The organism is Curtobacterium sp. AB451 (assembly GCF_050585845.1).
Lineage (GTDB): Bacteria > Actinomycetota > Actinomycetes > Actinomycetales > Microbacteriaceae > Curtobacterium.
Genome location: NZ_JBOBQG010000010.1, coordinates 31,127 through 49,642, shown reverse-complemented (window position 1 = coordinate 49,642; position 18,516 = coordinate 31,127). Strand labels below are relative to the sequence as shown.

Sequence of the window (18,516 nt, the reverse complement as noted above, 5' to 3'; positions counted from 1 at the left end):
TGCGCTCCCCCTCTGTGCACGCTGCCGACGGACAGCTGTGATCACAGATCTGGGATCCCTGATCCACAGCACTCCCCGGGTGCGTTGATCAGGGCTTCCTCAGGTTCTGCATTCAAGCGACAGACCAGCCGCAGCCGGTCCCCCAACCGTGAGCGCGGCTGACGGCCTTCCAGCCCGCCTTGACGGTCGGCGGCGGCATAGAGGCAACTCCGTCATCGCAAGGAGTTCCTCTTGGACCACATCACTGCCACCCGCCTGGCCCGCTGCGACGCGTTCATCGCCGCTGCAGACGCTGAGCACGGCGGCCGCTACGACTACTCGCTGCTACCCGACGAGTTCGTCAACGTCAAGACACGGGTGCGGATCATCTGCCCGGAGCACGGTGTCTTCCGGATGGCGCCGCAGGACCACAAGTCGAAAACGGTGAAGGGCCGAGTGATTCCTGGGCAGGGCTGCCACGACTGCTCCACGCGTCGCGGACCGGCCGCACGCCGCTTGCAACTCTTCCTCGACCGAGCGCTGGAGGTTCACGGGTCCCGGTATGACTACCGGCACGTCGACTTCGTCGACCAGCGGACCAGCATCCGCATCCGCTGCTTCGAGCACGGGGCCTTCAGCGTCATGCCGAAGAACCACCTCGCTGGTGAGCAGTGTGGGAAGTGCGGGGCCAGGGCGCGAGCAGAGTCCCTCCGCCAGGTCGACAACGCCGGCCAGTTTGGTGACCCCCGCCGCATCGCCCTCGACAAAAAGCGCGCCGCTACCGAGCGACGGAACGAGAAGAAGCGTCTGAAGCGCGAGGCAGCAGCATCGTTGCACGCTGTCTGACTTTTCCTGTTCCTGGCCTCGAGCGGCTCGAATCCCTGGCTCTCACGGCCGCTTCGTCCCTACCGTCGAAATCGTCCACCCCAACTCCGCCGCTGCTGCTGTTGCGAAGCGGCTGCCCCTGCTGAGTTCCGGAGTGGGCGAGCGAGAAGGAGCCGTATGCCAAACGCCGAGAACGACCCGCGCCGCCGTGCGCGGCAACTCGCCGCCATCAGCGGCATAGCCCGCATTCCGCTCGCGGACCTGCGCGACCAGAGTCCCCCGAACCTCCAGGCCCTCTACGCCGAATTGCAGGACGACCAGTCCCTGATCCCAGGCCTGAAGATGGGACTCGGCGCCCTCACCGTCCAGCGCTGGGACCCCGCCTACGCGGCCAACGGTTGGACCCTCCACGGAGCGGAACTCACCCTCGACATGGGGCACCCATTCGGGTCGATGTTCTACCGCAACGACGCCGACGGCCGGGTGCTGCGCATCGGGGTGAAGTGGCATCCGCCGGTGCAGCAGCTCGAGTTCCCCGCGCTGCACCCGACGAAGCCGGAGCTGACCTCTGACTGCACTGCTGAGGAGGTCGCCGCGGTGGTGTTGGATGCGCGGAGTCGGATCGGGACTCTTGTCGCGGTCAACGCGCAAATCGGGTCGTTCATCGCCACCGAGGAGTCCGAGAACGCGATCCTCGACGCATCCGGACTCGGACTCGAACGGCTCTCCGAAGACGACCCGCGGCTGGCAGACCGTGATGCGCGCCGGCCGCCACGTCCGGATGGAAGCGGCGCTGATGGGTGACCGGCAGTGGGTGCAGGACATCCGGCACCAGCAGACGATTCTGTCGTTGCCATCCGGGCTCGGGTGGACGATCGACATCACGCAAACGCTGGTCGCGCTGACGGCTGCGGGGATGCCCGCTCGCGTGGAGGCGTTCGACCGGCTCCGATTCGAGGACGGCCGCTCCGGGTTCCTGTCCACCCCGAACCCGACCGCGACCATCAACGACGACGGCACCCCGACCGAACGAACCGAGGACCTCATCGTCATCCCCGGCGGATCAGAAGGCGGCGTGCTCTCGCTCGCCCGCCGCTACCCGGACCTGGTGTTCGTCAACGGGAAACGACAACGCGTCTTGGCGAACGGTCGGCAGGTGTACGGGTCGTCAATGGAGCGGGACGCGACCCCGGGATGGCGGACCGTGCTCGCCATCGCCCGCACCATCGCCCTCCACGGCGGCGGTTCCCAGTCGATCGCGGACCGCATCGGCGTCCCACTCGACGACGTTCGCGCCGCGATGCCAGCGCTCGGCACGCACGTGTTCTTCACGCCGATCGGGTGGGAAGCAGCCGACCAGGCCGCCCTATGCGACTGGGCTTTGGCGGCGTACCCGGGTTACGGCGGAATCAGGACCTGCTGGCGCCGCGACACCACCATCGACGAGCAAGCAGACCAGCTCATCAGCCTCGGCGGGGTGATGTCGGACCGGTGGGCGGCGCAGCAGTCGGGCGTCATCGTCCCGCCGAACCGGCTGACGGCGTTCTTCGCCGAGCACCCCGACATGACCGCGCTCGGCTACGAGCCCGCCACAGTAGACGACGCGACGGTGTCGGTCGTCCTACCGCAGGACACCACGATCCTCACCGGCGCTGAGGGGTGCTGCACCGACGACTTCATCACCGCGCATGTCCTGTACGAAGACAGTTGGGTGGCCGCGAACACGGATGCGGTGAACGGGTTGCGGCAGCTGCTGCACTTCCGATCCGACCTCGCCCACGACCTCCGCTGGCACCCCAACAACGGCAGCTGACAGGAGCGCGCTGATGACCTTGCAGCTGCTGTCGCTGACCTTGGCGTACGACGACACCCGATTCTTCGGGTCCGTCATGTTCACCGACCCCGACCACCCGGACGACAAGCCCGCCGCGGTCCTGGTTGACCACGCGGATGAACCGCCCTGGTTCCGCCTCACGAACGTCGACCCGAGCGGTCAGGATCCGTCGGTGCTGGCGATGGTCGAGGCGGACCGCATCATGCGGTTCCTCCTCCGCTACACGCCCGACCGGATCGGCCGTGCCCCTGCCGACTTCCCCCAGCCCTAACCGCTGCGCACACGCCCATCCCCAGGAGGTTCCCGCTGATGATGCGTTTGGTGTCCATGCACCTGTCGAACGACCGGATCCTCTGGGGGCACGTGCTCCTCGAGGACACCGAGAACCCGGACGCGCACCTGGCGCAGATCCTCGTCCGCCCCATCGACAAGGAGCCGGGGTACGAGCTCTATGACAGGACCAACACGGTCCTGTCGGACCTGACGGTGCCGGCGGTGCGGGAAGCGAACCGCATCGTGCAGACCCTCCTCATCCCCGCCTCCGAGATCGCGAAGCGGGAGAAAGCCGTCCGGGCAGTGATCCACTCGGGCTACTTGGAAGGATTCCCGGACGACATGCCGTGGCAGTCCCAACTGTGGATGTACGCCCGAGGGGAAGTCACCCGCGAACAACTCTCCGCGTACGCCGACGAAGGCCGACAGATCCCCCGCCAACCCGAACACAGCGCCGTCGGTCCGGCGGACGTTCCCGAGGACTGGTGGCAAACCACGCAAGCGCGCATCCGCCGGAACCTCCTCAACACGACCCTCACTGAGGCGGAAGTCGCCGCGGCCCTGCATATCGACATCGAGGAGGTCGGGGAGCTGTTCGAAGCGAATCGGCTGACGAGTTTCGACCTCGACGGCGAAGAACGCATCCCGGATTGGCAACTCGTCAAGCCCGCCCTGCCGGAGTTCGGGGACCCGTCGTCACTGCTGCCAGGCCTCGACGTCCTCTACGCGGCAGCACCACAGCCGCTCCTCGACGCTGCCGCGATGACGGAGTTCATGACCACGCCCCTGGAGTTCCTCACCGTCGACGACCGGGTCCTGACGCCGCTGGACTGGATGCGGGAAGGGTGGCCGCTGACGACGATCATTGCCCTGTTCCGTGGTCGACGGTGGCGGCCATGACCCGCCGGCCGGACCTGTTCCTCCTCAACGTCGCCTACGACGTCACCGGGGTGCACGGGCACGTGTTCTTCCGCGACCCACCCAGCAGCGTGCTGCGGCAGGTCCTCATCCGCAGCACCGACGCCGGCAGCATCTGCGAACCGGCCCAGGGCGACACCCGCGACGGGTGGGAACCGTTCCTCGAAGAGACCCGCTGGCTCATCGCCCTCACCCAACCCGACGATCTGAAAGAGCGCAGCCGATGATGCCGGGGCTTGAATGGGTCGCCGCCGCATACTCTGGCAGGCCGCAGATCACGATGCCGTATGGGCTCGGCGACGCGACCGACCTCACGAACGCGCTCTCCGTCTTGAAGCTCGCGGGGCTTCGCGCGGTCGTGGAGTCGCACGACACGATCCGCCTCGCCGACGGCCGTCGCGCACGATTCCCGACACTCACGCATCGTCCCCGCGACGACGACCCGAAGGACGCGGAGCTGCTCCTGTTGGCACCACGCACCGTGACTGCGACGCAGATCGCGCTCGCGGAACAGACCGCGACGGTGCTACTGGTTGACGTCGACCGGCGCCGCGTCTGGATCGACGGCAGACAAGCCCTCGGGACGAAGGAACGGTGGAAGGACGCAGCCCCCATCTACGTCGCCTTCGCCGTCGCACGGATGCTTGCCGTCAACGGCTCCACCTTCGACAGGCTCGTTCGGGCAGGGCTGACTGCCGGGCAGGTGGACGACGGGCTCGCACGCCTCGGGAAGCGCGTGCACCGCACCGACATCGGGTGGGAGTCGCGGCAGGTCGGCGGGCTCGTGGACTTCGCCATTGCCTGTTACCCCGGACCGGGCGGTGTCAGGACCCGGTGGACGTCCGACCTGCCACTCGTCGAGCAGGCGGAACGACTCATTCACGCCGGATGCCGCATCTCCGGCCGCGCCATCTCCGACCGCCCCGGCTACCCCGCCATCAGCAAGCGAGAGATGCCGTACCGGCTCGTCGCGTTCACCGAGGAGGAAGTCGACATGGCCGCGCTCGGCTTCGAACCTGACACGATCGGCTTCTCCGGCACCGAACTCATCCGTCCCGCGGACCCCACGGTCTTCCTTACCGCAGCTGCCGCCGGATACACGGACCGTACCGACGACATCATCACCGCCAACACGCTCCTCCGCGCCGACTACCGCAATGCCGACGACGCAGCATCACTGCAAGAAGTACGCAACCGACTGCAGTTCCTCGCCGACACCGGCTACGACCTCCGCCACAACCTGCCCAACTGACGGCGAGAACGATCAGACCGGAGTCGCACCAACCAGCCGTCGGTGCTTTACCGAACTGCGCCACACCCAAGCAGCCAGCATGGTGTCGCCGCGACCGGCTTCCACCCAGACGGCGTCCCGAGTTAGGTGGTACGCCCGGGCGTCACTTCGACGGACCAGGCGGTCCGGCAGCTGGAACCACGCATGCACCGGCAACGGCTCCGGCAGTTCACGCATCTCCGTGCCACGAGCATCTTCCTCGAGCGAGAACGGCGAGCCGGGCAGCCAACGATCCGAACGACGACGACCCATGACCGCGACAGTAGGAGCCGGCACCGACGTTCGCATACGGGGCCCTCACCGAGAACATCATCGGACTAGTCATGTGAGACAGAAGCGGTTGCGGTGTGTGGACAGCTTCGCTCGATGTCGCCGATTTCGCAGTGTTCCGTGTCGTGGTTGCGTCCGAGGGAGTTGGAGCGTCGCGGGACTTGCTGACTCGCGTTCGTGGCTCACTACGAAGCATCAAGAGTGTCGCCTGCTGCAATGATTGCCTCGTGTCCACAACGAGTGCCCTTCTTGTCATCGACCTCCAGCGCGGCGTGGTCCAGGACTGCTTCGACGCGGAGGGCGTGCTCGAGCGAACTGCTCAGCTCGTCGAACGAGCGCGGTCTAGCGGTGTACCGGTGGTGTGGGTGCAGGACCACGGCAGTTTCGCCGAAGGGTCGTCAGACTGGGAGCTGGCGGCCCCGCTTAGTCGTCAAGCCGATGAGCCGCTCATCAAGAAGGAGTACCGCGACTCGTTCGCGGATACCGACCTCGACGCGGTCCTCGAGTCCCTGAGCATCGGGCGTCTGGTGGTTGCGGGCGCCCAAAGTGACTACTGCATTCGGACGACGACCCAGACGGCGGCGGCTCGGGGGTTTGACGTCACGCTGGTGTCCGATGCCCACACGACGACTGACGCGGAGCACGACGGTGTGCGCCTCAGTGCGGGGCAGATCGTCGCGCACACGAACATGTACTTCGGCGGCCTGCGCTACCCCGGCCGGCACTACACGGCCGAGTCATACGACCAGGTGCGCTTTTGAACAATCCGTGGGCCGAAGGGCACCTGTGCCCGGTCCTTGTCCTGACAGCCCGCAGCACTCTCGTCATCGGCACCACCTGAGCCGACACGAACCGCGACGAAAACAACGACATGAGGCGAAACTGCCCACACCACTCGGCCCCGCGTGTTCTCAGGCCACGCTCTCGAGCTCGTGACGTCTCGGTAAGCGATCGCCTATCGGACATTGTGGGGCTCAGCTGTAGCCGACGAGCGTCGACGGGAAGCTGGTCACCATCGACCCCACCATCGTCGCGGTCCAGCCCGAGAAGGTGGTTGGACCCGTTCATGCTGTGTGGATGGAGATCGTGCCAGCGAGATCAAGGTCGCTGGGCCCGCCGGTGACCCCGGCACTCGCCAGCAGTGTCGCGCCCAGGACGGCGCTCCAGAACGTGCGGCTGTCCCGACCCACGCCGGCCACGCTCACCCAGCCGCGCTCGGTCGCGACACGTTCCAGGTACCGCTCGGACTGGCGGAAGAGGACCGCGAGCAACATCCGAACTCGTTCTCGCTGCGCGCTGTCGTCTCCGGTGGCTGCGATGGCACGCACGACGAGGACTGTCGACGGCATCGCCAAAGCGGTGCGCGCAAGGGCCGTCCGGAACTGCTCCGCCGTAGCGGCCCGACGTCCGGCGGCTTGCAGTCGTGTGGTGTCCCTGAGGAACAGCGCAAAGGACGCGTCGAGCAGAAGGCGGTCCTTCGACCCGAAGTGGTGCGTGATCTGGTTCGGGTACACCCCTGCCGCTCGAGCGATCGCGCCGACCGTGACCGCTCCCGTTGGGGCTCCGCTGAGCAGGCCAGCGGCGGCAGCCATGATGCGAGCACGGGTCGCCACACCTCGAGTCGTCCCGGCCTCCGACGAGCTTGTCACCTGGTGATTGTACGTGGTACAACTCATCTTGTGCAGCATACAAGTCACGAACACGGTGCCGTGCTGGTCACCGGCTACGGCGCCGTTTCACCCTTCGGTCACGGTGTAGATCGGCTCTGGGAAGCGCTAACCGCGGGGCGATCAGGAGTCCGTCGGCTCCAGCAGGACGGTCCGCTGTGGGCAGAGGTGCCCGTCCGTATCGGCGCGCCCGCCGCGCTCAACACCGACGCCACCCTCGGCCGGGTGCGGGCAAACCGGCTGGACCGCAGTCAGCAGCTCGCGCTCGTCGCCGCCGATGAAGCATGGGCCGACGCCGGCTCTCCGGATGTTGATGGCGACCGACTCGCAGTCGTCGTCGGCACCGGGGTCGGCGGGATCGAGACGCTCCTCGACGCGCACGACGTCCTCGGCATGAAAGGCGCACGGCGGGTGTCCCCGCGAACGGTTCCGATGCTCATGGCAAACGCAGCGGCAGCGCAGATCAGCATCGAGCGAGGCGCACGAGCGGGCGCCTACACCACGGTGTCGGCATGCGCATCGGGTGCGGAAGCGATCGCGATCGGTGCGCGGCTCATCGTGACGGGCGAGGCGGATGTCGTGATCGCCGGCGGCACGGAAGCCGCGGTCACTCCCGTGGCCATGGCAGCCTTCGCGCAGTCCCAAGCGCTCGCACGACCCGGTGCTGATGAAGCCCCCGAGACGCTCTCCCGTCCGTTCGACCGCGACCGACGTGGGTTCGTGCTCGGAGAGGGTGCCGGGATCGTCGTTCTCGAACGCGCCGACCATGCCGCGGCACGGCATCAGCGCTCTCGTGGAACGCTGGCCGGCTGGGGGATCACGTCCGACGCGCACCACATCACTGCTCCACTCGACGATGGCCGCCAGCAGGCGCGAGCAATGACGGTGGCGATCCGGATGGCAGGGCTCACCGGTACCGACATCGACCACGTCGATGCCCATGCGACGGGAACGCTGACAGGCGATACCGCGGAAGCCCTCGCGATCCGGCGAGCCGTCGGCACGCACCCGGTGGTCACCGCGCCGAAGAGCGCCATCGGCCACATGTTCGGCGCTGCCGGTGCGGTCGAGGCGATCGTGACGCTCCGCACGTTGGAGACCGACACCGTTCCTCCCACCCGGAACCTCGACCAGCTCGATCCAACGATCGATCTCGATGTCGTCGCGGGAACCGCTCGGAACGTCCCACTGCGGGCGGCACTGAACAACTCTTTCGGCTTCGGCGGGCAGAACGCATCCCTCGTGTTCACCGCAACGACCAAGACCGGCGAGCATGCAGCATGATCGACCAGCTCCATCTGCCGACCACTCTCCAGACCCGCACCGGCACGATCAATCTCCGCAGCGCGACACCACACGACCTCGACGCGATCATCGAACTGCTCTCCGACGACGCGATCAGCGCCGGCCGCGGTGACCTCGCCCGAGACGAAGACCGCGGCGCGTACGCGGATGCGCTTCGCCGCATCACCATCGACCCGTGCAACGAACTCCTCATCGCGACCGACCCCGCCGGCACGGTCATCGGAACACTGCAACTCACCCTCATCCTCGGCATGGCACGACGCGGAAGCACGCGGCTGCTCGTCGAAGCGGTCCGCGTCGCCAACGCACATCGGTCACAGGGCATCGGCGGCGCCATGATGCGATGGGTGGTTGAGCGGGCCGCCGCGGACACGGCAACGCACCTCGTGCAGCTCACCTCCGACAACGCTCGCGCAGACGCGCACCGCTTCTACCGACGCTTCGGCTTCGTCGACACTCACATCGGTTTTAAGTACGCCATCGCGCCGTCCGCCGGCGTCCACAACGCAGGATGGAAGCGTGATCACCATGCAAATCAACCTCGAACCCATCGGCTACGTCCGCAGCACCCGCACTGAAGTGCGCGATGACGACTGGGATGCCGAGACCGCGTCGATCGAGCTCGACACCTCGATCTTCTCCGCGGACGCGCTGCTCGAACTCGACGCGTTCAGTCACGTGGAGGTCGTCTACTTCTTCAACCAAGTCCCGGAGTCGAAGATCGAGCGCGGCGCGCGCCGCCCACGCAACAATCCGGAGTGGCCGATGGTCGGCATCTTCGCGCAGCGCGGCAAGAACCGCCCCAACCGTCTCGGTGTGACAACCGCGCAGATCCTCGGCGTCGACGGAACGACACTCCGCGTTGCCGGTCTCGACGCTGTCGACGGCACACCGGTCCTCGACATCAAACCCCACATGACCGAGTTCGGCCCGCGAGGAACGGTCGCCCAACCCGTCTGGGCGACCGAGCTGATGCGCGAATACTGGCAGCCGTTACCTGACGCCGACCACGGTTCTTCCCGCGAGTCCGTGCACCGGCGTGGGCATGGTTGACGTGACTGTGTCTGAACATCACGAGGCTTCGGCTGGCTATCTCATTCGAGCTCCGCGGTGTGGGCTCCGGATGCGTCGCTCCTCGTTGCGAACCTTTCCGTGGTGCGTGTAGCGGGCAGTGACTTGGAGTACAGCGAGTTCGCCCGGTACGACCTCGGGCAGGCCGTAGCGTGGATGACCGTGCAGGCACAGGAGTTTGGTCTCGCCGCGCACCAGTTCAGAGCGTTCGACCGTGAGGGGATCGCACGAGAGTTCTCAGTGCCGGATCATCTCGAGGTGACGTCCATGACCGCCTTCGGTCGTGCCGCGCACACGTCCGATGCTGTGGTCGGCAACGGGACGAACCGGGACCGGCTGGCATTGCCGGACCTGATGCTCGGCACACCAGAATGGAACGCATGACGCCGCGCGAGACGCCGTTCGTGTTCGTGCACGGGCTATTCGGTTCGTTCGCCGATCAGACCGTGTTCGACGCCCTCCAACCGGCCGTCTGCTCCGCCCCCGACCTCGTCGGTTACGGCGGAGCGCCAGGCATCGTCACAACGGACGGGCAGGTCGCAGCCCTGCAGGCGCACATCGACCGAGTGTCACCGTCGACTCCCGTGCACCTGGTGGCCCACTCGATCGGTGGGGTCTTCGCGTTCCTCTACGCCGACGCATACCCAGAACGAGTCGCGAGCGTGACGAGCGTCGAGGGGAACTTCACCCTCGACGACGCCTTCTGGTCACAGTCGATCGCCGCGCTTGACGAGACCACAGCCCGCACGAGCATCACCGCACGCCTGACAGACCCGCATGGGTTCCTGACCGGCGACGGAATCCAGCCAACCGCCGAACTTGTCGCCTTCGCGCGGCAGGCGCTGGCGTATCAGCCCTGGCGGACCGTGTGGGAATCCGCACGTTCCATCGTCGCCACGACCGGCGGGCAGGAGTGGGCGCGGACACTGCGACGCGTGTTCGCTGCCACTCCCGTACACCTCATCGCAGGGGAGCGAAGCAGACACGACTGGCACGTCCCACAGTGGGCAATCCGCGATGCCGCGACGTTCGACATCGTCACGGGTGCCGGCCACATGATCATGCTCGAACACCCAGGCCGCCTCGCGGAAACACTCCTCACAACCCACACACCCTGAAACCGTCCCAATCACAGCGGTCAGGTCACGGCGAGGCCGGACTCCGCACGAGCGGTCGAGTTCAGCGGGCTGCTTCGTTGAGCGGCGGGGGCGTGTCGAGGGCTGCTTGTGCGGCGTGGCAGTCCGGGCACCAGTCGAGGTCGTCGGTGGCGCAGTCCCATCCGTACGTCTCGGCGTGTGCGCGAGCGCCTCGGTAGCTTGCGGCGTTCGCGCCGATGAGCGCGAGCTTTCCGGTGCACTGGTGGCCGTCGCACGTGATGACGATCGCCGGGTGGATGCTCATGTGACCATCGTCGCCGATCCTGCCCAGTCACAGACCTCGGCAGGCGATCGGCTATCGGACACTATCGAAGTCGGTCGATCTCAGAGAGTGAGCTCGGCAGCTTGGCGTCTGCAGGGGTTGGGGGAGCGGTCTAGAGGTTCTGATGGTGGGTTACTCGGAGCGTGACAACGCAGCGTCCCCGATCCGGCATCAGCCAATGGCCGCGGTGCGGCTGACGAGCCCCTTGACAACGTCACTGTCTCCTCGCGCAAGCTCATCGTCTGTCGGCAGGTAGGCCGTCGATCAGCTGCTCATCACGGAGAAGGCCTACGAAGCCAACGGGGTGCTGAGCTCTCCGACGTCCTGTCGTCTTGGGACCGCGGTGCACTGCCGTCCGCCTGTGCGCCTGGAGTCTCAGCTGTCAATTGCTCCGCCGATGAGTCTTCGGGGTCCAAAGGGAGGTCGAAACCAGCACACACCCAGTTGAGGGCTTCATCGGAGGCGCGGTTGCTCATTCCATCATGTTCCGCCGCCCCGCCTGGCCGTCGATTCGGACGGCAGGTCGTCGGTGGCATGTGCTGCGACCGCGACAATGGTCAGTGGACTGTCACGAGGCCAAGGACCGCAGTGACAAGGGCGAGGACCGCGAGAATGATCGGCGGAACAGGGGGCTCGTGTCGGCGGACGTGCACGATCGCGGCGGCGATCATGACGACTACGAGGCCGACCGCTGCGATCGGGCTGAGAACAACGGCGATGCCGGTCAGTGCCGGGAGGACGATGCCGAGTGCGCCGAGGATCTCGACGACCCCGATTGCTTTCACCGCTCCGCCGCTGTAGTCCTCAACCCAGGCCATGGAGCGGGCGAGAGCGGTCTTGGGGCGGGTGGCTTTCATGAGGCCGGCTGCGAGGAAGGCGAGGGCGGTGATGCCGCCCACGATCCAGAACGCGATGATCACGATGTGCTCCAAAGAGTGTGGGTGGTGTTGCAGGTCAGGTGAGCTCGTCAGCGGCGTGGGGCGCGGTCGTTCCAGATGACGGGTGCCTGGCGGAGCCAGGTGTCGTCTTCGATGCTGTCGAGGAGGAAGCGCGCGACCTCGGCCCGGCTGACGCTCATGCCCGGTTTCTCCGTCCCGGCGAGAGCCGCGTGGAGAGGGCCGTTCGGGGTCTTGTCGGTCAGCGCGACGGAACGGACGAGGACCCAGTCGCGGTCGGAAGCGTGCACGAGGGCGTCGACGCCGTGGTGGTCGGTGTACCCGTGCCGGATCCCGGAGGTCTTGATGAGCGTTTTGAAGAGCGGGTTGAGGGTGTTCCAGGAGTTCCCGGCGCCCTGCGTGGAAGCGACCGCGATGCGGCGGATGCCGTGCTCCTGCATGACCGTGAGAGTGTCGCGGGTCGCGTCGGTCATGAAGGTGGGCGGGCTGACGGGCTTGCCCACGGGTTGTCGCTGGCGCGGGAGTTGTTCAGCGCGCTCACGACCGCGTCTGCCCCTTCTGCCGCTCGGCGGATGTCGTCGATGTTCGCTGGGGTTCCTTCGATGAGCTCCACGTCAGCAGGGGCGTCGACGGTATCCGGGTTCCGGACGAGTGCGCGCACGCGGTGTCCGCGAGCGACCGCCTGTCGGAGGACGTGGACGCCGGTGCGGCCGCTGCCGCCGAGGACGAGGAGGGTGGACAAGAAGGTTCCTTCCGAGAACGAGCTGCTGTGTTGACCGACTGCGAGCAGCAGGACGGTCCGCCCTTGCCTCACTCGCAGTTCGTATGCACATGATGTGTGCGGGAGCGTCCGCTCACAAAAGGCACTTCCGGGTGCGTCCGATGGGCCCTAAGCCGCGTGCGCATGTTGTTACGGTGGCGCAGATCGAGGAGGCAGAGATGGCAGCGGAACGCAGCACCGCGGGACAGTTGGCGGCGGAGCGGGTGGTCGTCGGGCCGTGCACGTCGTGGCCGGAGAACAGTGCCTTCATCAGAGAGGTGCTCGACCGGATCGGCGACAAGTGGACCGTCCTGGTGCTCAGCACCCTCGGCGACCGAGCCCTGCGGTACTCAGACCTGCAGGCGAGCATCCCCGGCATCTCGCAGCGGATGCTGACCGTGACGTTGAAGGCCCTCGAGCGCGACGGACTCGTCGTCCGGCAGGCGTACGCGGAGATGCCGCCGCGCGTCGAGTACGAGGTCACCGAGCTCGGCCGGTCGCTGCAGCGCGCGGTTCTGCAGCTGTCCCGCTGGGCGGCCGAGAACCACACCACGGTCGCCGCGAACCGCACGGCGAACGACCAGATCGGTATCGGCCGCGCTCGAACACGCCTGGACCGACCGACCGGGTGAGCTGACGCGGACGGCTCCGCGGCCACTATCCCCCTAGGCCTCCGGCCTGGACGTCGCCACTGACGGCGCACTTCAAAGTGCCTTTTGTACGGCGCTCCAAAAAAGTCGAACATCTCCTTACGCACTACTAGTGAGGTGAATGGGATGAACGACACGACACCGTCCGACTCCAACCGATCGATCACGGTCGAAGTGTGGGCGGATCTGGGCTGTCCCTGGTGCTACGTCGGCAAGCATCGACTCCAGGAAGCCATCGCCAAGCGGCCTGACCGTGACCGGTTCGAGGTGCGGCTGCGCTCCTTCGAGCTCAACCCCGGCGCCTCGCGCACGCCGGAGACCATCGAGAGCGCGTTCATCCGCTCGCACGGCGGTGACGCTGAGGTCGTCCTCCGGGCCGAACGGCAGATCCAGGCGATCGCGCAGAGCGAGGGGCTGCCGTTCTCCCTCGACCGGTTGAACGCGAACACGTTTGACTTCCACCGAGTCGTCCACGCTGCTGACGCGCAGGGCCTCGGGCTGGCGTTCTACACCCTCGTCCAGGACCGGTTCTTCGCCGGTGACCTGAACCCGTTCGACGTGGACGCCCTCGCCCAGGCCGCGGAAGAGGTGGGCTTCTCCGGTGACCGTGTTCGCGAGGTCCTCCTTAGCGACGAGTACGCCGACGCCGTCCGAGCCGATATTGCTGAAGGCCGCCGTCTGGGCGTGCAGGGAGTCCCGTTCGTCGTCTTCGACCGTCGGCTCGCAGCATCCGGCGCGCAGTCCGTCGCCGGGTACGCGCAAGCCCTCGACGCTGCCGCCGCTGAAGCGCCGGCAGGTGTGGCATGACCGGCACTCCGGAGCTGCCGCTGCCGCTTCGGCCGGTCGGTGATGCAGGGGCCGCGTTCTGCGACCCCGACTCCGGCGACGCCTGCGCGCTCCCGACCCCCACCCCGACACAGCAGAACAACTTGAGAAGAGGAACACACGATGGAACGCAGGTACCTCGGTGCGACCGGGATCTCGGTCTCCGCAACAGCCCTGGGCACGATGAACTTCGGCGGGTTCGGCAACACCGACCGCGCCGAGGTGACCCGGATGATCCATACCGCGATCGATGCCGGCATCACCCTCATCGACACCGCCGACCGGTACGGCAACGGCGAGACCGAACGGATCGTCGGTGACGCGATCCGCGACCGCCGCGACGAGGTGGTCCTAGCGACGAAGTTCGGCCTGCCCGACGTGCAGGACCCCAATAAGCGCGGCGCCTCGCCGCGGTGGATCCGCACGGCCGTCGAAGCGAGCCTGCAGCGGCTCGGGACCGATCACATCGATCTGTACCAGCTGCACCGGTACGACTGGCACACCGACCTCGACGAGACCCTCGGCGCGCTGTCGGACCTGAAACATGCTGGGCTGATCCGCGCGTTCGGGCACTCGATGTTCCCGGCGGAGAAGATCGTCGAGGCGCAGTGGGTCGCCGACCGACGCGCCCACGCACGCTTCACCACGGAGCAGGCCCGCTACTCGATCCTGAACCGCCGTGTCGAAGCGTCCGTCCTCCCCACGGCCCGCCGGTACGACATGGGGGTGCTGACCTTCAGCCCGCTCGCGAACGGTTGGCTCAGCGGCCGTGACCTCGCCGAGAACAGCCGCGCCCGGCTCAGCCCCGCCATGTTCGACCGCACCGCACCCGGTAACGCCGAACGCTGGCACCTCGTCGAGCAGCTCCAGGACATCGCCTCGCAAGCCGGCCTGAGCCTGCCCCACCTCGCGACCGCGTTCGTCCGCAGCCACCCCGCGGTCACCGCCGTCATCGTCGGGCCGCGCACGCCGGACCAGCTCAACGACCTCATCGCCGCAGCCGAGCACACCCTCACCGCCGACGTCCTCGACGCGATCGACGCCGTGGCGGCCCCCGGCACGGAGACCCTCCCCGCCGACTACCTCACCGAAACCCCGGCACTGACCGACCCGACACAGCGCCGCCGCTGACCAGCACCCCGACAGGAAGAAGCCCCATGCCCACCATCGCCATCATCGGAGCCGGCCCCGGCCTCGGACTCGCCATCGCCCGCACGTTCGGCGCCCAGGGATACGCCGTCGCCTTGATCGCGCGCACCCAGCACAAGCTCGACGCACTCGCTGAGACGCTCGCAGCGGAGGGCATCACCGCCGCTGGCTTCGCCGCGGACGTCCTCGATCGTCCTTCGCTCACCGCAGCCCTCGACGCGGCGAGGGAGCGCTTCGGCAGCATCGACGTCCTCGAGTACTCACCTGCCGACGCGACCTCCGGTGCCACCGCTCTCGTCGACGTCCGGCAGGCCACTCCGGAGAACGTGCAACCGCAGGTCGAGTACTACCTGTACGGCGCCATGACCGCAACCGCGACCGTGCTGCCCGCGATGCTCGACGCAGGCGCCGGGACGATCATCGTGACCACCGGCGCGGGATCGGTCTACCCGGTCCCGATGTTCGGCAACGTCACCGCCGGCGGCGCAGCGCTCCGCAACTGGGCGCTGAACCTCGGAACAGCACTCGACGCCGACGAAACCGGCGTGCACATCGCCCACGTCGCGATCGACGTCTGGATCACCGACCAGGCGCCCGAGGGTGTTCCCAGCCTCACCGCGAACGAGATCGCTCCCCGTTACTGGGACCTCGTCACAAAGCACGACGGCCACGAGATCGTCATCGAGGCATGAGCCCCAGGCCGCGGAGGGCCCGACCCGAGCTCGCCCTCCGCGGTCTCCTTACAGGCCAACGCCGTCGAAACGTCGCGCCGTCAGAACATCGTGTTGGTGTTCGCTGCTTCCTCGGGGACTTCCTGGATGACGTCCCAGTGCTCGACGATCCGGCCGCTGTCGAGTCGCCAGAAGTCGGCGACCGCCATGCCGCGGTCGCCCGGCGCCAGGTGCAGGTTGCTGTGGGTGACGACGAGGTCGCCCTCGGCGATGGTCCGCTTGATGTCGAGGTGCAGGTCGGGGAACTGTCCGCGCAGCCAGTGCACGTACCCGACGAACGCGTCCGGGCCATCGCCGGCCTGCGGATTGTGCTGCGTGTAGGTGTCGCCAAGGGCCCGCGCGGCCGCGGCTTCCGGCTCGCCGGCGTTGAACGCCTGCTCGTAAAACTCGCGGACGAACTGCGCGTTGTCGGTAGCTGCCATCGTGTCCTCCTCGTACGGTGCTGGCTCGATGCGCCAAAACCTACCCGCTTAACGGTCGGTCCTAGCTAAGCGTCACAGTCACAGACGGACTCATACGTCGCTGCCAGCAAGGCTCCTGCCGCCGCGAGGCTGAACACCCCGCCTCGGAACCCTGCAAGAACCCGACCGCGCGGAAGCATTGCACCGCGAACACCACCTCATCGTGGACGCGTTGCGCCGCGGAGCTACTCCAAGAGCCAGAGCCGCCGTCGACACCCATGCACTCGCAACACCCGACCTACTGCACCAAGACTGAATCGAAACGAGGACCATCCCATGACGCCGCACAACTACAGCATCGAGCTCATCTGGACCGGCAACACGGGAAGCGGCACTACCTCGTACCGAGGGTTCTCCCGCGATCATGAAGTGGCCGCCACTGGCCCGGAGTTGATCCTCGGGTCGTCCGACCCCGCGTTCCGCGGCGACGCGAGCCGCTGGAATCCCGAGCAGCTCTACATCGCCTCAATCGCGCAGTGCCACATGCTCTGGTACCTCCACCTCGCCACGCGGGCGGGAGTGGTAGTTACTGACTACGTCGACCGCCCCACCGGCGTCATGGTCGAGGAGGCAACCGGCGCCGGGCAGTTCGAGAGCGTCACCCTGCACCCCACGGTGACGATCGCTGCCGGAAGCGATCCTTCGGTCGCCGAAGAGCTCCACGAGCGTGTCGGCGACTACTGCTTCATCGCTCGCTCAATCAACACACCGATCCGCCACGAAGTCGTCGTGCACGTCCGGTAGCCGCTCATCAATCGAGACGGCTTGTAGCTACCGGTGGGTGGCGATGAATGCGAGCGCGCGGGTGGTTAAGGCGAGCCTCTTGGGTTTCCCGGGCATGCTGACGGTGCCGAACGAGGTCGGGTCAGCGGTGCCGGCGAGGTGTGTCTGGAGCCGGCGGAAGCTGTCGATTTGACGGGTGAGCGCGTTGATGTCGACGAGGTCGTCGTCGAGTTCGGCGAGGAGGTACAGCGGGCCGGTGACGAGCGCGACAGCGGGGATCTCCGCTTCGTAGAGCGGTTCGCCTTCACCGAGGTGCACGAGCGCACCGGGCTTGACCGGGGAAGCGTGCTCGGTCGCGCCGTGCCAGGTCTCGCGAACAAGGCCCGCGAGCTCGGTCGTGGTCGCGTACAGCAGTTCCGGTTCGAGGGTGCCGTCGGCGGCGTACTCGCCGGTGGTGGGGTCAGTGGCGAAGTGGCGGGCGCCGAGGTGTTCGATCCCGAGCCCGGCGACGGCTGTCAGCCCGCCGGCGTCCGGGGACCACAGGTCGCGGTGCGCTTCCAGCCAGGCGGTCGTGGCTTGGCCGTGCTTGGTGACCGCGGGGATGCGCAAGTGCCCAGCAGCGTAGACGAACACGATCGTGCGGTCGTGGCCAGTTGCGGCTGCATCGCGGGCGAGCGCGACCAGGCCGAGGTGGCCGTTCTCTTCGACAGCGTTGCCGCCGTCACTGTGCGTGAGGACCAGGACTGACTCGTTCGCGTGGGGGCCTGTTCCGGGAGAGACAGCCCAGAGGGTGTCCATCGACGCGGGTGTCTTCTGCGCGTTGAGGGTGAGGGTGGCGGTCGCGCTGTTCTCGGCCGCGGTGAGGACGTCCCGCCGGGCGGATTCGGGCACCCAGACGGCCGGGACGTCCTGGTAGTCGCGGGTGAAGGGCAGGTACTGGCCGTGCGCGGCGGCGTCGGCTATACCGTGCCAAACGGCCACGACGCCGAGGACGCCGGCTTCGCGTGCTTTCGTGAGGTCGGTTCCGGCGAGCTCGGAACCGATTACCGGGTTCGCGACGGTCTCGAAGGGCAAGTCGCCTTCCCAGCTGTCGAGGAGGAGGCGGGCGGGCACGTCGAGGTTCTGCACCTCGATGACGGCGATCTTGCCCGCGGCGGCGCGCCAGTTCTTTCGAAGCCCGTGGACGAGGACGAGTTCTCCGGTCACGCCCTCCGGGCCGGTCTTGCCGGAGTACGGCCATGCCGAGGACAGCGGAATCTGCTGCTGGCCGATCTGCAACCCGACTTGGTCGCTGGTGGCGTCCCACCGGTCGAAGGTGTGGGTGTCGCGGTGCACGTTATAGGCGAGTTCCTTGAGGTCGGCTGCGACGTCTTCGATGAGGGCGCGGTGGGCGTCGTTGCCGGAGGTGCGCGGGCCGAGTTCCCGAAGCCGGTCGATCTGTTGTTGGTAGGCAGTCATGACGTTCCCCT

The 18,516-nt window shown here is 67.2% G+C and carries 26 protein-coding genes; 19 read left to right on the top strand and 7 right to left on the bottom strand.

Going from position 1 to position 18,516, the window contains the following annotated elements; genetic code table 11:
- The first annotated feature begins 231 nt into the window (after nucleotides 1-231).
- The 8 genes from ACQXVK_RS16825 to ACQXVK_RS16790 all read left to right on the top strand — a co-directional run bounded on the left by ACQXVK_RS16825 (nucleotide 232) and on the right by ACQXVK_RS16790 (nucleotide 6,151).
- Nucleotides 232-825 carry a hypothetical protein gene (locus ACQXVK_RS16825; protein ID WP_430854348.1) on the top strand — a complete coding sequence of 198 codons (594 nt, stop codon included), beginning with the start codon at nucleotides 232-234 and terminating at the stop codon, nucleotides 823-825.
- Nucleotides 826-981: 156 nt separating this feature from the next.
- Nucleotides 982-1,608 (top strand): hypothetical protein, encoded by a 627-nt coding sequence (locus tag ACQXVK_RS16820; protein ID WP_430854347.1) that lies wholly within the window; start codon nucleotides 982-984, stop codon nucleotides 1,606-1,608.
- Complete coding sequence (locus ACQXVK_RS16815; protein WP_430854346.1) at nucleotides 1,562-2,617, top strand: hypothetical protein; 1,056 nt, start codon at nucleotides 1,562-1,564, stop codon at nucleotides 2,615-2,617. Before ACQXVK_RS16820 ends, ACQXVK_RS16815 begins: the two co-directional genes overlap by 47 nt.
- A 13-nt stretch (nucleotides 2,618-2,630) precedes the next feature.
- Nucleotides 2,631-2,909: a hypothetical protein gene (locus ACQXVK_RS16810; protein WP_430854345.1), complete on the top strand. Its 279-nt coding sequence runs from the start codon at nucleotides 2,631-2,633 to the stop codon at nucleotides 2,907-2,909.
- Between the two features lie 50 nt (nucleotides 2,910-2,959).
- Nucleotides 2,960-3,811, top strand: a complete 852-nt coding sequence (locus ACQXVK_RS16805) for an antitoxin VbhA family protein (RefSeq protein WP_430854344.1) — start codon at nucleotides 2,960-2,962, stop codon at nucleotides 3,809-3,811.
- On the top strand, nucleotides 3,808-4,056 hold the full coding sequence (locus ACQXVK_RS16800) for a hypothetical protein (protein WP_430854343.1): 249 nt from the start codon (nucleotides 3,808-3,810) through the stop codon (nucleotides 4,054-4,056). The genes ACQXVK_RS16805 and ACQXVK_RS16800 overlap by 4 nt, the downstream gene beginning before the upstream one ends.
- On the top strand, nucleotides 4,053-5,081 hold the full coding sequence (locus tag ACQXVK_RS16795) for a hypothetical protein (protein ID WP_430854342.1): 1,029 nt from the start codon (nucleotides 4,053-4,055) through the stop codon (nucleotides 5,079-5,081). The genes ACQXVK_RS16800 and ACQXVK_RS16795 overlap by 4 nt, the downstream gene beginning before the upstream one ends.
- A gap of 536 nt (nucleotides 5,082-5,617) precedes the next feature.
- Nucleotides 5,618-6,151 (top strand): cysteine hydrolase family protein, encoded by a 534-nt coding sequence (locus tag ACQXVK_RS16790; RefSeq protein ID WP_430854341.1) that lies wholly within the window; start codon nucleotides 5,618-5,620, stop codon nucleotides 6,149-6,151.
- A gap of 303 nt (nucleotides 6,152-6,454) precedes the next feature.
- Here ACQXVK_RS16790 and ACQXVK_RS16785 read toward each other — a convergent pair whose 3' ends face one another.
- Nucleotides 6,455-7,039: a TetR/AcrR family transcriptional regulator C-terminal domain-containing protein gene (locus ACQXVK_RS16785; protein WP_430854340.1), complete on the bottom strand. Its 585-nt coding sequence runs from the start codon at nucleotides 7,037-7,039 to the stop codon at nucleotides 6,455-6,457.
- Between the two features lie 3 nt (nucleotides 7,040-7,042).
- Between ACQXVK_RS16785 and ACQXVK_RS16780 the strand changes: the two genes are divergently transcribed.
- The 5 genes from ACQXVK_RS16780 to ACQXVK_RS16760 all read left to right on the top strand — a co-directional run bounded on the left by ACQXVK_RS16780 (nucleotide 7,043) and on the right by ACQXVK_RS16760 (nucleotide 10,551).
- On the top strand, nucleotides 7,043-8,341 hold the full coding sequence (locus ACQXVK_RS16780; RefSeq protein ID WP_430854339.1) for a beta-ketoacyl-[acyl-carrier-protein] synthase family protein: 1,299 nt from the start codon (nucleotides 7,043-7,045) through the stop codon (nucleotides 8,339-8,341).
- A complete protein-coding gene (locus ACQXVK_RS16775; RefSeq protein ID WP_430854338.1) occupies nucleotides 8,338-8,940 on the top strand; it encodes a GNAT family N-acetyltransferase in 603 nt (200 codons plus the stop codon). The genes ACQXVK_RS16780 and ACQXVK_RS16775 overlap by 4 nt, the downstream gene beginning before the upstream one ends.
- Complete coding sequence (locus ACQXVK_RS16770; RefSeq protein ID WP_430854373.1) at nucleotides 8,891-9,415, top strand: SAM-dependent methyltransferase; 525 nt, start codon at nucleotides 8,891-8,893, stop codon at nucleotides 9,413-9,415. Before ACQXVK_RS16775 ends, ACQXVK_RS16770 begins: the two co-directional genes overlap by 50 nt.
- A gap of 123 nt (nucleotides 9,416-9,538) precedes the next feature.
- The gene (locus ACQXVK_RS16765) at nucleotides 9,539-9,817 is read left to right on the top strand and encodes a hypothetical protein (RefSeq protein WP_430854337.1); all 279 of its coding nucleotides are present in this window, start codon (nucleotides 9,539-9,541) and stop codon (nucleotides 9,815-9,817) included.
- On the top strand, nucleotides 9,814-10,551 hold the full coding sequence (locus ACQXVK_RS16760) for an alpha/beta fold hydrolase (protein ID WP_430854336.1): 738 nt from the start codon (nucleotides 9,814-9,816) through the stop codon (nucleotides 10,549-10,551). The genes ACQXVK_RS16765 and ACQXVK_RS16760 overlap by 4 nt, the downstream gene beginning before the upstream one ends.
- A 61-nt stretch (nucleotides 10,552-10,612) precedes the next feature.
- On the opposite strand, the gene ACQXVK_RS16755 is transcribed toward ACQXVK_RS16760, so the two are convergent.
- From ACQXVK_RS16755 to ACQXVK_RS16740, 4 genes are all read right to left on the bottom strand, one after another.
- Nucleotides 10,613-10,834 (bottom strand): hypothetical protein, encoded by a 222-nt coding sequence (locus tag ACQXVK_RS16755; protein WP_430854335.1) that lies wholly within the window; start codon nucleotides 10,832-10,834, stop codon nucleotides 10,613-10,615.
- A gap of 575 nt (nucleotides 10,835-11,409) precedes the next feature.
- A complete protein-coding gene (locus ACQXVK_RS16750; protein ID WP_430854334.1) occupies nucleotides 11,410-11,772 on the bottom strand; it encodes a DoxX family protein in 363 nt (120 codons plus the stop codon).
- A gap of 47 nt (nucleotides 11,773-11,819) precedes the next feature.
- The gene (locus ACQXVK_RS16745; protein WP_430854333.1) at nucleotides 11,820-12,251 is read right to left on the bottom strand and encodes an NAD(P)-dependent oxidoreductase; all 432 of its coding nucleotides are present in this window, start codon (nucleotides 12,249-12,251) and stop codon (nucleotides 11,820-11,822) included.
- Nucleotides 12,218-12,562: an NAD(P)H-binding protein gene (locus ACQXVK_RS16740; protein ID WP_430854332.1), complete on the bottom strand. Its 345-nt coding sequence runs from the start codon at nucleotides 12,560-12,562 to the stop codon at nucleotides 12,218-12,220. Before ACQXVK_RS16740 ends, ACQXVK_RS16745 begins: the two co-directional genes overlap by 34 nt.
- Nucleotides 12,563-12,687: 125 nt before the next feature.
- Here ACQXVK_RS16740 and ACQXVK_RS16735 point away from each other — a divergent pair, with 125 nt between their 5' ends.
- From ACQXVK_RS16735 to ACQXVK_RS16720, 4 genes are all read left to right on the top strand, one after another.
- Nucleotides 12,688-13,140 (top strand): winged helix-turn-helix transcriptional regulator, encoded by a 453-nt coding sequence (locus tag ACQXVK_RS16735; protein ID WP_430854331.1) that lies wholly within the window; start codon nucleotides 12,688-12,690, stop codon nucleotides 13,138-13,140.
- A 144-nt stretch (nucleotides 13,141-13,284) separates the two neighbouring features.
- On the top strand, nucleotides 13,285-13,965 hold the full coding sequence (locus ACQXVK_RS16730) for a DsbA family oxidoreductase (RefSeq protein ID WP_430854330.1): 681 nt from the start codon (nucleotides 13,285-13,287) through the stop codon (nucleotides 13,963-13,965).
- 141 nt (nucleotides 13,966-14,106) lie between these two features.
- Entirely contained in the window at nucleotides 14,107-15,114 is a 1,008-nt protein-coding gene (locus ACQXVK_RS16725; RefSeq protein WP_430854329.1) for an aldo/keto reductase, read from the top strand.
- Between the two features lie 26 nt (nucleotides 15,115-15,140).
- Nucleotides 15,141-15,824: an SDR family NAD(P)-dependent oxidoreductase gene (locus ACQXVK_RS16720; protein WP_430854328.1), complete on the top strand. Its 684-nt coding sequence runs from the start codon at nucleotides 15,141-15,143 to the stop codon at nucleotides 15,822-15,824.
- An 80-nt stretch (nucleotides 15,825-15,904) separates the two neighbouring features.
- On the opposite strand, the gene ACQXVK_RS16715 is transcribed toward ACQXVK_RS16720, so the two are convergent.
- Complete coding sequence (locus tag ACQXVK_RS16715) at nucleotides 15,905-16,285, bottom strand: nuclear transport factor 2 family protein (RefSeq protein ID WP_430854327.1); 381 nt, start codon at nucleotides 16,283-16,285, stop codon at nucleotides 15,905-15,907.
- A 151-nt stretch (nucleotides 16,286-16,436) separates the two neighbouring features.
- Between ACQXVK_RS16715 and ACQXVK_RS16710 the strand changes: the two genes are divergently transcribed.
- Both ACQXVK_RS16710 and ACQXVK_RS16705 read left to right on the top strand, forming a co-directional pair.
- Nucleotides 16,437-16,580, top strand: a complete 144-nt coding sequence (locus ACQXVK_RS16710; RefSeq protein ID WP_430854372.1) for a hypothetical protein — start codon at nucleotides 16,437-16,439, stop codon at nucleotides 16,578-16,580.
- Between the two features lie 20 nt (nucleotides 16,581-16,600).
- A complete protein-coding gene (locus tag ACQXVK_RS16705; RefSeq protein WP_430854326.1) occupies nucleotides 16,601-17,068 on the top strand; it encodes an OsmC family protein in 468 nt (155 codons plus the stop codon).
- 27 nt (nucleotides 17,069-17,095) lie between these two features.
- Here ACQXVK_RS16705 and ACQXVK_RS16700 read toward each other — a convergent pair whose 3' ends face one another.
- On the bottom strand, nucleotides 17,096-18,505 hold the full coding sequence (locus ACQXVK_RS16700) for a hypothetical protein (protein ID WP_430854325.1): 1,410 nt from the start codon (nucleotides 18,503-18,505) through the stop codon (nucleotides 17,096-17,098).
- Between the last annotated feature and the right edge of the window lie 11 nt (nucleotides 18,506-18,516).

Bases quoted from the DNA above. Each gene is read 5' to 3' on its own strand.
- ACQXVK_RS16820 (WP_430854347.1), top strand. From the start codon at position 982: ATGCCAAACGCCGAGAACGACCCGCGCCGCCGTGCGCGGCAACTCGCC.
- ACQXVK_RS16815 (WP_430854346.1), top strand. From the start codon at position 1,562: ATGCGCGCCGGCCGCCACGTCCGGATGGAAGCGGCGCTGATGGGTGAC.
- ACQXVK_RS16810 (WP_430854345.1), top strand. From the start codon at position 2,631: ATGACCTTGCAGCTGCTGTCGCTGACCTTGGCGTACGACGACACCCGA.
- ACQXVK_RS16800 (WP_430854343.1), top strand. From the start codon at position 3,808: ATGACCCGCCGGCCGGACCTGTTCCTCCTCAACGTCGCCTACGACGTC.
- ACQXVK_RS16795 (WP_430854342.1), top strand. From the start codon at position 4,053: ATGATGCCGGGGCTTGAATGGGTCGCCGCCGCATACTCTGGCAGGCCG.
- ACQXVK_RS16775 (WP_430854338.1), top strand. From the start codon at position 8,338: ATGATCGACCAGCTCCATCTGCCGACCACTCTCCAGACCCGCACCGGC.
- ACQXVK_RS16770 (WP_430854373.1), top strand. From the start codon at position 8,891: ATGCAAATCAACCTCGAACCCATCGGCTACGTCCGCAGCACCCGCACT.
- ACQXVK_RS16760 (WP_430854336.1), top strand. From the start codon at position 9,814: ATGACGCCGCGCGAGACGCCGTTCGTGTTCGTGCACGGGCTATTCGGT.
- ACQXVK_RS16755 (WP_430854335.1), bottom strand. From the start codon at position 10,834: ATGAGCATCCACCCGGCGATCGTCATCACGTGCGACGGCCACCAGTGC.
- ACQXVK_RS16735 (WP_430854331.1), top strand. From the start codon at position 12,688: ATGGCAGCGGAACGCAGCACCGCGGGACAGTTGGCGGCGGAGCGGGTG.
- ACQXVK_RS16730 (WP_430854330.1), top strand. From the start codon at position 13,285: ATGAACGACACGACACCGTCCGACTCCAACCGATCGATCACGGTCGAA.
- ACQXVK_RS16725 (WP_430854329.1), top strand. From the start codon at position 14,107: ATGGAACGCAGGTACCTCGGTGCGACCGGGATCTCGGTCTCCGCAACA.
- ACQXVK_RS16720 (WP_430854328.1), top strand. From the start codon at position 15,141: ATGCCCACCATCGCCATCATCGGAGCCGGCCCCGGCCTCGGACTCGCC.
- ACQXVK_RS16715 (WP_430854327.1), bottom strand. From the start codon at position 16,285: ATGGCAGCTACCGACAACGCGCAGTTCGTCCGCGAGTTTTACGAGCAG.
- ACQXVK_RS16705 (WP_430854326.1), top strand. From the start codon at position 16,601: ATGACGCCGCACAACTACAGCATCGAGCTCATCTGGACCGGCAACACG.
- ACQXVK_RS16700 (WP_430854325.1), bottom strand. From the start codon at position 18,505: ATGACTGCCTACCAACAACAGATCGACCGGCTTCGGGAACTCGGCCCG.